Origin of the sequence: Aldersonia sp. NBC_00410, assembly GCF_026342035.1 — a bacterium.
Lineage (GTDB): Bacteria > Actinomycetota > Actinomycetes > Mycobacteriales > Mycobacteriaceae > Aldersonia.
Window position 1 is genome coordinate 171,724 of sequence record NZ_JAPENM010000003.1, and the last position, 13,278, is coordinate 185,001.

General features: G+C 68.4%; 7 protein-coding genes. 3 read left to right on the top strand and 4 right to left on the bottom strand.

Annotated elements, in window-relative coordinates; translation table 11 throughout:
- Positions 1-22: 22 nt before the first annotated feature.
- The 4 genes from OG921_RS07765 to OG921_RS07780 form a co-directional block, all read right to left on the bottom strand.
- On the bottom strand, positions 23-1,633 hold the full coding sequence (locus tag OG921_RS07765; protein ID WP_323182713.1) for a long-chain-fatty-acid--CoA ligase: 1,611 nt from the start codon (positions 1,631-1,633) through the stop codon (positions 23-25).
- Between the two features lie 79 nt (positions 1,634-1,712).
- Positions 1,713-3,971: an MMPL family transporter gene (locus OG921_RS07770; RefSeq protein ID WP_266111807.1), complete on the bottom strand. Its 2,259-nt coding sequence runs from the start codon at positions 3,969-3,971 to the stop codon at positions 1,713-1,715.
- Between the two features lie 207 nt (positions 3,972-4,178).
- Positions 4,179-4,859 (bottom strand): TetR/AcrR family transcriptional regulator, encoded by a 681-nt coding sequence (locus OG921_RS07775; protein WP_266111808.1) that lies wholly within the window; start codon positions 4,857-4,859, stop codon positions 4,179-4,181.
- On the bottom strand, positions 4,856-7,126 hold the full coding sequence (locus OG921_RS07780; protein WP_266111809.1) for an MMPL family transporter: 2,271 nt from the start codon (positions 7,124-7,126) through the stop codon (positions 4,856-4,858). Before OG921_RS07780 ends, OG921_RS07775 begins: the two co-directional genes overlap by 4 nt.
- A gap of 182 nt (positions 7,127-7,308) precedes the next feature.
- Here OG921_RS07780 and OG921_RS07785 point away from each other — a divergent pair, with 182 nt between their 5' ends.
- The 3 genes from OG921_RS07785 (at position 7,309) to OG921_RS07795 (ending at position 13,227) form a co-directional block, all read left to right on the top strand.
- The gene (locus OG921_RS07785) at positions 7,309-9,483 is read left to right on the top strand and encodes a DNA polymerase III subunits gamma/tau (RefSeq protein ID WP_266111810.1); all 2,175 of its coding nucleotides are present in this window, start codon (positions 7,309-7,311) and stop codon (positions 9,481-9,483) included.
- 343 nt (positions 9,484-9,826) lie between these two features.
- Positions 9,827-11,041 (top strand): acetyl-CoA C-acetyltransferase, encoded by a 1,215-nt coding sequence (locus tag OG921_RS07790; protein WP_266111811.1) that lies wholly within the window; start codon positions 9,827-9,829, stop codon positions 11,039-11,041.
- Positions 11,042-11,094: 53 nt separating this feature from the next.
- The gene (locus OG921_RS07795; protein WP_323182726.1) at positions 11,095-13,227 is read left to right on the top strand and encodes a 3-hydroxyacyl-CoA dehydrogenase NAD-binding domain-containing protein; all 2,133 of its coding nucleotides are present in this window, start codon (positions 11,095-11,097) and stop codon (positions 13,225-13,227) included.
- Positions 13,228-13,278: the final 51 nt, after the last annotated feature.

The window sequence follows — 13,278 nt, forward strand, 5'->3', positions numbered from 1 at the left end:
GGCTCACGTTATCGGCACGGGTTCACCCTGCCAGTTCGGCCCGCAGCTCGTTCTTGCGCACCTTGCCGCTCGCGTTGCGCGGCAGCTCGGGCAGCACGGTGAGCCGGCGTGGACACTTGAAGGCGGCCAACCGCGCGCGGCACCACTGTTCGATGTCGGTGTCGGTGGGCGGATCGGCGGCGTGGATCGGGACGACGACGGCATGCGGCACCTCGCCCCACCGCTCGTCCGGCACCCCCACCACGGCCACGTCGGCAATCTTGGGGTGGCCGGCAAGGACGTCCTCCACCTCCGCGCAGTACACGTTCTCCCCGCCGGAGATGATCATGTCCTTGAGCCGGTCCACGATGTAGAAGTAGCCGTCCTCGTCCTCGCGGACGAGATCACCGGAGTGGAACCAGCCGCCGGCGAAGGCCGCTGCGGTCTCGGCGGGGTTGTTCCAGTAGCCGCTCATCACCGACGGGCCGCGGTAGACGATCTCGCCGACCTCGCCGCGCGGCACGTCGTTCATCTCGGCGTCGACGACGCGCACCTCGACATTGAGCAGCGGTGTGCCGATCGAGCCGATCTTGCGGGCGGCGTCCTCGCCGCGCAGCACGGTGGTGATCGGGCTGCACTCGGTCTGGCCGAAGGAGGTGCTCAGCTGCGCCTGCGGGAAGGCGGCAAGCAGTTTGCGCAGCAGCGTCGTCGACGCGGGCGCCGCACCCCAGGCGATCATCTTCAGCGCCGACAGATCGCGATCGGCGAGACCGGGCACCGAGCAGATCGCCTGCCATTGTGAGGGGACGAAGAAGCACGACGAAATCCGTTCCTGGGCAAGCAGATCCACAGTTTCCGCCGGGTCGAATGCGCCGGAGCGGGCCACCACGACCCGGCCGCCGGTGAGAAACGCAGGCAGGAAGGCGGACACACCCGCGATATGGAACAACGGGGTGCCGGCCAGCCAGGTGCGGCAGTCCGTCGGCAGACCGACATGCGCGATCCGGCTGGTGGTCTGCACGAACAGGTTGTAGTGCGAGAGCACGGCGCCCTTGGGCCGGCCCGTCGTGCCCGAGGTGTACATGATGAACGCTGGCGCGTGCTCGTCCACCACCACGGCGACCGGCTCGGCGGACGCCGCCGCGAGCGCGTCCTCGTAGGCTTCGAACCCGGCGGGCAGCCCGGCCACCGGTCCGCCGAAAACCAGGCCACCGAGCAGCGCCGGTGCCGAGGGTGCCGCGTCGCGGGCCGAGTCGGTTAGCTGCGCGTCGAGGATGAGCAGCCGCGCACCGCAGTTGGTGAGCATGTAGGCGACCTCGGTCGCGACCGAGCGGAAATTCAGTGGCGCACAGATCGCGCCGATGCGGGCGCAGGCGAGATAGGTCTCGATAACTTCGAGCCCGTTGTGGGCGAGCACGGCGACCCGGTCACCGACGCCGATGCCGCGGTCGAGCATGGCGTGGGCGAGGCGGCTCACCCTGGCGTCGAGCTCGCGGTACGAGCGCTCGGTGCCGGCCCGAGCGGAGCCTGCGGAGCGAGCCTCGGCGTTGGGGAAGCGCAGCGCGACCGCCTCGGGGATCTTGCGGGCGTGCCGGGCGACCTGATCGCTGATCGTCATGCCGCCCCCGGCGCACGGCGTGGTGTCGTGAGTCACACGTACTTTCTACGCGGCCGCCGCACGGCCGATCCCGGGGACTGCGCTGGACCGCCTCGTGCTGCCTTCCTCGGTGCTCCTAGTGGACCGGTACGGCCTCGGCGGGTGCGGACGAACGTGGCGCGGGCGCGTCGTGCTCGTGCAAGCCGAACCTGTCGTGCAACCTTGCCAGCGGCTTTGGCGCCCACCAGTTCGCCGGCCCCATCATGCGCATCAGCGCCGGGGCGAGGCCGGCACGGATCAGTGTCGCGTCGACGACGAGGGTGATCGCGAGGACGATGCCGAACATCTTCATGAACGACACCTGCGCCGTTGCCAACGCAATGAAGGAGATCGACATCAACATCGCTGCGGCAGTGAAGATCCGGCCGGTTCTGGCGATGCCCATCGCGACCGCATGCGTGTTGTCGGCGGTGGTGCGGCCCGACTGTAGCCAGTCTTCGCGGATCCGGGACAGCAGGAACACCTCGTAGTCCATCGACATCCCGAAGGCCAGGCAGAACATCAGCAGCGGCATGGTCGGAGAGAGATAGCCGGTCGGGGTGAATCCGAGCGGGTCGGAGAAGTGGCCTTCCTGGAAGATCCACACCATCGCGCCGAAGCCTGCCGACAGCGACAGCGTGTTGAGGACGACCGCCTTGATCGGCAGAATCACACTGCCGGTGAACAGGAACAGCACAATGAGCGTCGAGGCGACGATCAGCGCGAGGGCGAGAGGCAGCCGTCCACCGAGCGCGTCGAGCGAATCATTGTTGGCGGCAGCGGGACCGGTGAACATCACCTCGCCGGGCGCCGGCACGGCCCGCGCCGCGTGGAGTTGGCGCGCAGCGGTGGCGGAGTACGCGCTCGCATCACTGATGATCCGTAGATACGTGCCGGACTCGTTGGCCATCTCCGGCAGCGCGGACGCCACCCGGGCACCCGCCGTGTAGGTGCCCACGCTCGATGACACCGCCAACACGCCGGGCACGCGGGACAGCTCCGCCGCGTAGTCGCCGAGCGGGCCCGGCCCGGCCGCGTAACCGGGCAGCACCGCAATTGCCGCACCGCCCGTATTTATGTCGAAGTTCTGCCGTAGCGAGTCGCCGACCGCGCGGGTTTCCGACACGGCGGCGGGTACCACGCGATCGTCGGGGTAGCTGAACTTCGCGGAAAGGAACGGTGCGCCGAGGAACAGCAGGAAGATGGTCGCCGCGATGGCGACCGGCGCGGCGCGGCGCATCACTGCATTGACCGCGCTGTACCAGCGGCTTTCCTCCGGCGGGACGACCCGGCTCGGCTGCATGCGGAACAAACGGCGCAGCGGCTCGCGCAGGTCGAACGAGTTCACCCGGTGGCCGAGCAGCATCAGGCACGCAGGCACCAGTATCAGCGCGGCGAGCGCGGCCGCGGCGACCACCGCGAGGCCGGCGTAGGCGAAGGACTTGAGGAAGTACAGCGGAAAGACGATCAGCGCCGACATCGACAGCGCGACAACGATTGCCGAGTACAACACGGTGCGGCCGGCGGTCTGCACGGTACGCACGACCGCATCCGGCACCTCGCGCCCGGCAGCGAGTTCCTCGCGGAATCGGCTCACCATGAACAGGCTGTAGTCGATAGCAAGCGCGAAGCCGAGTGCCGTGGTCATGTTCAGCGCGTAGATCGACACGTCGGTGATCATGGTGTAGAAGCGCAGAATCGCGAGTGTGCTCAGGATCGCGAAGATGCCGATGGCCAGCGGCAGCATCGCCGCGATGACACTGCCGAACACGAGGATGAGCACGATCGCCGAGATCGGGATGGCGACCCCTTCGGCGATCGCAAGATCCTTCGTGACTTGTCCGTTGATCTCGTGGTAACCGATCGCAATCCCGCTGGCGCGCACGGTTATCCCGTCGCTCGTGCCGGCGACTTCGTCGGCGAGTTCGGCGGCCCGCGCGGGTGCGGCCGTGTCGTCGCCGTCGATGTGCGCGGTGATCAGGGCGCTGTGCGCGGTGCGGCTGCGGAATGCGGCGGCCAGATCGGGGGGCATGGTCCAGTACGACTGCACGGAATCGACATCGGAAGTGGACCGCAGTGATTCGATGATTCGTGCGCCCGTAGCGCGGGCCGCGGGGCTGTCCACGCCGTCCGGCGCGTCGACGAGCAGGATGAAGTTGGGTTCGGCACCACCGAACTTTTCTGCCAGCAGTGCGCTCGCCCGGCCGGACTCCGAATCGTTGGCGATGAATCCACCGGCCTTCATGTGGGCCAGCGCGGTGGCGCCGAGCAGTCCGCTCGACACCGCAATCAACAACGCGGCGACCAACACTGCTCGCGGTCGCGCAATCACGAAATAGGCAATACGGTCCAGCATCGCGGCCCCCCTCGATGATCGGTCGGCGGCGCTGGCGTGACGCTGCCAACTCACCTGGGAGCACCGCCCTTGCCCGGCGTTGTCCTCCTTGGTTAGACGCTACAAAGATGGGCGGTCCCAGCACGTCGTGCCCAGGGCGGTACTTGATCTCCTACCGGGGGTGGAGCCGGTTGCCTGCGACGGCGCGAGGTCGTGGTTCGAGCCGGCTCACCGGGTCATGCGTCGCTGCTCGTGCAGCCAGGTCAGCAGTTCGTCGGGGCTGGCGTCGTGGCCGAGCAGGTCGCCGACGATGTGGCCCGAGCATGCCGATTTGAGCACCTTGTCCGCAGCCAGATCGGGATCGCCCCACGGCAGATACGGTTTGGCGATCAGCAGTGACGCGATGCCGTGCGCGGCCGCCCACATCTGCATCGCCACCGGAATCGGGTCGGCCTCGGCGAACACGCCGCTGTCCATGCAGTCCCGGACGGTGGCCAGGAAATGGGTGAAGGCAGCACTGCCGAGCACCTTGTCGACCTCGCCGGCCCGGTCGCCGCATTCCATCGTGGCGAGCCGGTAGTGCTCGGGATGTTCGCGGGCGAACCGCACGTAGGCCAGGCCCTGCGTGCGCAGCCGTTCGAGCGGAGCGTCGATGCCCGCCACTGCGGCCTGCATGACCTCGTCGAGGTCGGTCATCACCTGCACCACCGCGGCCTCGATCAACGCGTCCTTGTCCGCGAAGTGCCGGTAGATCGAGGGTGCACTCACACCGACCGTTTCGGAGATCGCGCGGATCGAAACATCGTCCGCGTGACCGGTCCGAGCGAGCAGAGCCATGGTGGCGTCGAGAATCTCCCCGCGCAGTTGATCGCCGGAGCCGCGTGGGGCGCGCTGTCGTGCTGCGCTCATGAAGCTCCCTGATGCGCCGGTAAGCGCGGTGCGGGTTCGTCGGTCGCCGGCGCCGGTTCGTCGTGTTCGTGCAGCCCGATACGGGCGTGCAGCGCGGCGAGGGGTTTCGGTGCCCACCAATTCGCCCGGCCCATCATCTTCATCAGGGCGGGCGCGAGGCACGTGCGGATGAGGGTGGCATCGGTCAACACCGTCAGCGCCAATCCCAAGCCGAACATCTTCATGAACGAGACCTGTGCAGTGGTCATGGCAATGAACACGATAGCCATCAGAACCGCTGCCGCCGTGAAGATCCGGCCGGTCCGTGCCACACCCATCGCCACCGCGCGCGTGTTGTCCGCGGCGGTGCGGCCCGACATCAGCCATTCCTCGCGGATACGGGAGAGCAGGAAGACCTCGTAGTCCATCGACATGCCGAACGCCAGACAGAACATCAGCAGCGGCATGGTCGGTGACAGATAGCCGGTGGGTGTGAAGCCGAGCTGATCGGAGAAATGGCCCTCCTGGAAGATCCACACCATCGCGCCGAACGCGGCGGACAGCGACAGCGTGTTGAGCACGATCGCCTTGACCGGCAACACCACGCTGCCGGTGAACAGGAACAGCACGACCAGTGTCGATACCACGATCAGCCCGAGCGCCAGCGGGAGTCGCCCAGCGAGCACGTCGAGCGAGTCGTGATTGACGGCGGCGGGCCCGGTGAACAGCACCTCGCCCGGGCTTGGCACCGCACGCACTGCTTCGAGATGGCGTGCCCCCGCCTTGGCGAACGGGTCGGATTGGCCGGTGATCCGGAGGTACGCGCCGGAGTCGTTGAGCATGTTCGGTAGCGGCGACGCGACCCGCGACCCTTCGACGTAGGTGCCCGCGCTCGACGTCACCGCGTCCACGCCGGGAACTTGGGACAGCTCGGCCGCGTAATCGCCGATCGGGCCCTGGCCACCGGTGTAGCCGGGCAGCACCGCGATCGAGGAGCCGCCGGTGTCGAGTTCGAAGTTCTGCCGCAACGAGTCGCCGACCGCGCGGCTCTCCGCCACCGCCGCGGGGACCACCCGCTCGTCGGGATAGCCGAACTGTGCCGACAGGAACGGTGCGCCGAGCAGCAGCAGGAACATGGTCACCGCGATCGCGACCGGTGCCGCGTGCCGCATCACTGCGCTCACCCCGCGGTACCACCGGCTCTCCTGCGGCGGCACCACCTGGCGCGGCGGCATGCGCAGTAGCCGGCGGAACGGTTCGCGCAGGTCCAGCGAATTAACCCGATGGCCGAGCGTCATCAGGCACGCCGGTACCACGATGAGCGCGGCGAGTGCCGCGGCAGCCACCACGGCCAGTCCCGAATACGCGAAAGATTTCAGGAAGTAGAGCGGGAAGACGATCAGCGCGGACATCGACAGCGCGACGACGAGGGCCGAGTAGAGCACGGTCCGGCCCGCGGTCTGCACGGTGCGGCGCACGGCGTCGGCGACCTCGCGGCCTGCGTCGAGTTCCTCGCGGAACCGGCTCACCATGAACAGGCTGTAGTCGATCGCGAGCGCGAGGCCGAGCGCGGTCGTCATGTTCAGCGCGTAGATCGAGACGTCGGTGACCAGGGTGAGGGTGCGCAGGATCGCAAGCGTGGTGAGGATCGCGAAGATCCCGATGCCGAGCGGCAGCAAGGCCGCGACGAGGCTGCCGAAGACGAGGATCAGCACGATCGCCGAGATCGGAATGGCGACTGCTTCGGCGACGGCGAGGTCCTTGGTGACCTGCGCGTTGATGTCGTGGTAAGCCATCGTTTGCCCGCCCGCACGCACAGTGATCCCGTCGGTGGTGCCGGTCAGGTCGTCGGCGAGTTCGGCGGCACGCTTGGGCGCACTCGTGTCGTCGCCGTCGACATTGGCGGTGATCAGCGCGCTGTGCGCGGTCCGGCTGCGGAACGCGCCGGCCAGATCCGGCGGCGCGGTCCAGTACGACTGCACGGATGCGACACCCTCGGCGCTGGACAGGGTGTCGACGAGCCGGGCGCCCGCGGCCTTGGCCTCCGGACTGTCCACTCCGTCGCGGGCATCGACGAGCAGCACCAGGTTGGGTTCCGCGCCGCCGAAGTCCTGGTCGAGCACTTCGCTCGCCCGGCCGGACTCGGAGTCGGCCGTGGTGAATCCGCCCGCTTTCATATGGCTGATCGCGGTGGCCCCGAACAGCCCGGCCAGGATGGCGATCGTGAACGCCGTGACCAGCACTTTGCGTGGTCGCGCGATGACGAAACTGGCAATCCTGTCCAGCATCGCAAGGCCCCCCTCTACGGTTAGTGGCGTTAGCGTAACGCAGTTAACTCAGCGGCGGAACACCCCCGTGATCGCCTGCTGCGCCAGTGTTTCGACGCGACAAACCCATACCGCCGGCGGCCGGGGTCGGCGTCCAGAACTCCGCAGGGTCGACTGTCCCCGCCCGCCGGTACGCTCGGCGCGTGGCGCTGTACCGGAAGTACCGACCGGCAACGTTCGCCGAGGTGGTCGGCCAGGAGCATGTGACCGAGCCGTTGAGCATTGCGCTCGACGCCGGGCGGATCAACCATGCCTATCTGTTCTCCGGCCCGCGTGGCTGTGGCAAGACCTCATCGGCGCGCATCCTCGCTCGCTCGCTGAACTGCGTCGAGGGACCGACGTCGACACCGTGCGGCGTCTGCGGGTCGTGCGTCGCGCTCGGCCCGGGCGGACCGGGCAATCTCGACGTGATCGAACTCGACGCGGCCAGTCATGGTGGCGTCGATGACACCAGGGAACTGCGCGACCGGGCGTTCTACGCGCCCGCCGAGTCGCGCTACCGGGTGTTCATCGTGGATGAGGCGCACATGGTCACCACGGCAGGTTTCAACGCGCTGCTCAAGATCGTCGAGGAACCGCCGGAGCACCTGATCTTCGTGTTCGCGACGACGGAGCCGGAGAAGGTGCTGCCGACGATCCGGTCGCGCACCCACCACTACCCGTTCCGGCTGCTGCCGCCGAGCACCATGCGCGGGCTGCTGGAGAAGATCTGCGCGCAGGAGTCGGTCACCGTCGAACCGGCGGTGTACCCGCTGGTCATTCGCGCGGGCGGCGGTTCGCCTCGCGATTCGCTCAGCGTGCTCGATCAGCTGCTCGCCGGTGCCGGGAACGACGGCGTCACCTATCGGCGGGCGCTCGCGTTGCTCGGCGTCACCGACGTTGCGCTGATCGACGAAGCGGTCGATGCGCTCGCCGCCGACGATGGAGCCGCGCTGTTCGGCACCGTCGACAAGGTCATGGAGGCGGGGCACGATCCGCGCCGGTTCGCCGTCGACCTGCTCGACCGGCTGCGCGACCTGATTCTGTTGCGCGCGGTCCCCGACGCCGGCGAGCGTGGACTCGTCGATGCCCCCGGCGATCAGCTCGAGCGGATGCTGGCCGAAGCCGAGCGCATCGGCCCGGCAACGCTGGCCCGCTACGCGGAGCTGGTGCACGAGGGGCTCGGCGAAATGCGCGGGGCGACCGCGCCACGACTGCTGCTCGAGGTGGTCTGCGCGCGCATGCTGCTGCCGTCGGTATCCGACGCCGAGTCCGCCGCACTCCAGCGCATCGAGCGCATCGAGCGGCGGTTGGAAGTGAGCAGACCCACCACGGAATCCGCCGCCGGTGCGGCAGCGCCCAATACAGCGGACGAAGCGCCCGAGACCGCCGGCCGCCGGGAGTTCCGGCCGTCGCGGGTCAAAGCGGAGACGGCGACCGAGCCGGCTCCGACGACCCCGGACCCGGCGCCGACCGCACCGCCGACGCCACCGCCGACCCCGCAACCCACGCCCGAACCCGCCCCGACCAGGCCCAGTCCGGACCCGACGCCGGCCCCCGAGCCCGAGCCAGCGCCCTCGCCGCAGCCGGAACCCGCGCCGGAACCGACCGTTGCCGCAGAGCCTCCCGCGGCGGAGTCCGTGCCCGAGCCCGAGCCCGAGTCCGAACCTGCGCCCGAGCCGATATCCGAACCCGCCGCCGCGAGTCGCCCGGGCGAGCCCGATGCCGCCGCGGTGCGCGCGGTGTGGTCGGAAGTGCTGGTCAAGGTGCGCGAACGCAGCCGCACCGTCGAGGTGATGCTGTCCGGCGCGACAATCGCGGCCGTCACCGGCGGCGCGATCGTGCTGCGGCACGAGTCGGGCCCGCTGTCGAAGCGACTCGTCGAACCGCGCAATGCCGAAGTGATCAAGGACGCCCTGCGCGACCTGTTCGGCGTGGAATGGGACGTGCGCTGCGAGACCGGGGCGACCAACGCCGCCGCGCGCAGCGCCCCCGCCCGCCCGGCCGCGAACGCGAAACCCGCTGGTCTGCCGAAGTTTTCGCGGCCGAGCCGGACGAAAGCCGAGCGGCCCGCCGAGCCGGCGCGCGATGCCGCGGAGGACTGGCCGCTCCCCGCCGAGCCGCCGCACGACTCGGACGAAGAACCGTCCGATGTCGCGTACCAGCCGCCGCAGGAGCATCTCGACGGTCCGCCACTGCCGAGCACTCCCGACGAGGAAGCGGAGATGCTCGCCGAAGCGGCTCAGCCCGTCCGCGCCGAGGAACGGCGGGACCCGGATGAGGTGGCCATCGAGTTGCTCAGCAACGAGCTCGGCGCCCGCCGCATCGACGGCGCCTGACGATTTCCCGCGGCGTGTCGTGCGCCGGCGTTTCGACCAGGTTGGGCGGACTGCGATGGGTGCGGTGTAAACTCGCCAAAGTTAACCGCGATTCGCACTTGCCGCGTCGGGGAGACAGGTCGACAACCCTTACCTTCAGCTGCTCCTTGTGTGGTAGCAGGGCGGGGAGCGGCGGCCGTCGTTCTCGTCGTGTGTCACGTGGGTCGCGGGTGGCTGCAATCCACGGTCGACCGACCGGATGCGACGAGCGGCTTGGCCGCACAGCGAAGACCGCGGCACTGCCGCACAGGTAACCACCAGCGGTGCCGCGGCACCGAGCAGTACGGAAGAAGGAGACGTCACAGTGACGACAGAGGCGTTCATCTACGAGGCGATTCGTACGCCCCGCGGGCGCGGCAAGAAGACGGGTTCGCTGCACTCGGTGAAGCCGATCGATCTGGTCACCGGCCTGATCGGCGAGCTGCGCAACCGTTTCCCCGACCTCGACGAGGACCGGCTCTCCGACGTCATCCTGGGCATCGTTGGCCCGGTTGGTGACCAGGGCGCCGATATGGCCCGCGTCGCGGTGACCGCGGCCGGCCTGCCCGACACCGTCGGCGGCGTGCAGATCAACCGCTTCTGCGCCTCCGGCCTCGAGGCCGTGAACATGGCCGCGCAGAAGGTCCGCTCCGGCTTCGACGACCTGATCATCGCCGGCGGCGTCGAGTCGATGTCGCGCGTGCCGATGGGCAGCGACGGTGGCCCGTGGGCGCTCGATCCCGCCACCAGCTACGACACCTACTTCGTCCCGCAGGGCGTCGGCGCCGACCTGATCGCCACCATCGAGGGCTTCTCCCGTGAGGACGTCGACGCCTACGCGGTGCGTTCACAGGAGAAAGCGGCGGCGGCGTGGTCGGGCGGCTACTTCGCGAAGTCGGTCGTTCCGGTCAAGGACATCAACGGACTGACCGTGCTCGACCATGACGAGCACATGCGCCCGGGCACCACGCTCGAGGATCTGGCCAAGCTGCAGCCGTCGTTCTCGATGGTCGGCGAAATGGGCGGCTTCGACGCGGTGGCGCTGCAGAAGTTCCACTACGTGGAGAAGATCAACCACGTCCACCACGGCGGCAACAGCTCGGGCATCGTCGACGGCGCGGCCCTGCTGCTCGTCGGCACCGAGGAAGCGGGCAAGGCTTCGGGTCTGACCCCGCGTGCGCGCGTCGTCGCGACCGCCACCAGCGGCGCCGACTCGACGATCATGCTGACCGGCCCGACGCCGGCCACCAAGAAGGTCCTCGATCGCGCCGGCCTGACCGTCGACGACATCGACCTGTTCGAGCTGAACGAGGCGTTCGCGTCGGTCGTGCTGAAGTTCCAGAAGGATCTCAACATCCCGGACGAGAAGCTCAACGTCAACGGCGGCGCGATCGCGATGGGTCACCCGCTCGGCGCCACCGGCGCGATGATCACCGGCACCATGGTCGACGAGCTCGAGCGTCGCAACGGCCGCTACGCCCTGCTGACGCTGTGCGTCGGCGGCGGCATGGGTGTTGCCACCATCATCGAGCGCGTCTAACCACTCCCGACCACTGATTTTCATACAGGAGACATTGAGCAGTGACTGACAACATGATCGGTTGGGAGCGGGACGCGGACGGCATCGTCACGCTGACGATGGACGACCCGAACCAGGGCGCCAACACCATGAACGAGCTGTACAAGAAGTCGATGACCGGGACGGTCGCTCGGCTCGTGGCCGAGAAGGACGACATCACCGGTGTCGTGCTCACCTCGGCGAAGAAGACCTTCTTCGCCGGCGGCGACCTGAAGAACATGATGCAGGTCGGCCCCGAAGACGGCCAGGCCCTGATGGACGAGCTCACCGAGATCAAGGGCGCGCTGCGCCAGCTCGAGACGCTCGGCAAGCCGGTTGTCGCCGCCATCAACGGTGCGGCGCTCGGTGGCGGCCTGGAGATCGCGCTCGCGTGTCACCATCGCATCGCGGCCGACGTTCCGGGTTCGCTGATCGGCCTGCCCGAGGCGACCCTCGGCCTGCTGCCTGCCGGCGGCGGCGTGATCCGCACCGTGCGCATGCTCGGCATCCAGAGCGCGCTGCTGCAGGTGCTGCTGCAGGGCCAGCGCAACAAGCCGGCCAAGGCCAAGGAGATCGGCCTGGTCGACGAGCTCGTCGGTTCGGTCGACGAGCTGGTCCCTGCCGCGAAGGCGTGGATCAAGGCCAACCCCGAGGGCGGCGTGCAGCCCTGGGACAAGAAGGGCTTCAAGATCCCCGGCGGCACCCCGGCTACCCCGGCGTTCGCCGCGAACCTGCCTGCCGTTCCGGGCAACCTGCGCAAGCAGCTCAAGGGCGCCAACATGCCTGCGCCGCGGGCCATCATGGCCGCCGCGGTCGAGGGCGCGCAGGTCGACATCGACAACGCGTCGCTGATCGAGTCGCGCTACTTCGTGCACCTGCTCACCGGCCCGGTCGCGAAGAACATGATCCAGGCGTTCTTCTTCGACCTGCAGACCATCAACAACGGTGGTTCGCGTCCGGACGGCATCGCCAAGCGTGAGATCCGCAAGGTCGGCGTGCTCGGCGCGGGCATGATGGGCGCGGGCATCGCCTACGTCTCGGCCAAGGCCGGCTACGAGGTCGTGCTCAAGGACGTCACGCTCGAGGCCGCCGAGCGCGGCAAGAACTACTCGGAGAAGATCGAGGCCAAGGCGCTCTCGCGTGGCAAGACCACCGAGGAGAAGTCCAAGGCGCTGCTGGACCGGATCACGCCGTCCGCGGATGCGGCCGACTTCAAGGGCGTCGACTTCGTGATCGAGGCCGTGTTCGAGAGCACCGAGCTCAAGCACAAGGTCTTCCAGGAGATCGAGGACATCGTCGATCCCGACGCGCTGCTCGGCTCGAACACCTCGACCCTGCCGATCACCGGCCTCGCCGCCGGTGTGAAGCGCGAAGAGGACTTCATCGGCATCCACTTCTTCTCGCCGGTCGACAAGATGCCGCTGGTCGAGATCATCCGGGGCGAGAAGACCTCCGACGAGGCGCTGGCCCGGGTGTTCGACTACACCCTCGCGATCAAGAAAACCCCGATCGTCGTCAACGACAGCCGTGGCTTCTTCACCTCGCGTGTCATCGGCACGTTCGTCAACGAGGCCATCGGCATGCTGGCCGAGGGCATCGAGCCGCAGACCATCGAGCAGGCCGGTCTGCACGCGGGCTACCCCGCCGCACCACTGCAGCTGTCGGATGAGTTGAACCTCAACCTGATGCAGAAGATCCGCAAGGAGACCGTGGCGGCAGCCGCGGCCGGCGATGTGACCCTCGGCGACGAGCCGCACCCGTCCTTCGACGTCATCGACAAGATGATTGAGGCGAACCGCTCCGGTCGCCTGAACGGCGCCGGCTTCTACGACTACGTCGACGGCAAGCGCGACGGTCTGTGGGAGGGTCTGCGCGACACCTTCAAGACCAGCCGTGAGCTGGAGGTGCCGTTCCAGGATCTGATCGACCGGATGCTGTTCGCCGAGGCGATCGAGACCCAGAAGTGCTTCGACGAGGGCGTTCTCACGACCACCGCCGACGCCAACATCGGCTCGATCTTCGGCATCGGCTTCCCGGCCTGGACCGGTGGTGTGCACCAGTACATCGTCGGCTACCCGGGTGGACAGCAGGCCTTCGTGGCCCGCGCCGAGGAGCTCGCTGCCAAGTACGGCAAGCGGTTCACCCCGCCGGCATCGCTGAAGAAGTAATCACGCGCCAGTGACGAAGAGGCCGTGGACCTTCGGGTCCACGGCCTCTTC

Coding starts and splice junctions, on each gene's coding strand:
- OG921_RS07770 (WP_266111807.1), bottom strand. CDS start 3,971: ATGCTGGACCGTATTGCCTATTTCGTGATTGCGCGACCGCGAGCAGTG.
- OG921_RS07775 (WP_266111808.1), bottom strand. CDS start 4,859: ATGAGCGCAGCACGACAGCGCGCCCCACGCGGCTCCGGCGATCAACTG.
- OG921_RS07780 (WP_266111809.1), bottom strand. CDS start 7,126: ATGCTGGACAGGATTGCCAGTTTCGTCATCGCGCGACCACGCAAAGTG.
- OG921_RS07795 (WP_323182726.1), top strand. CDS start 11,095: ATGATCGGTTGGGAGCGGGACGCGGACGGCATCGTCACGCTGACGATG.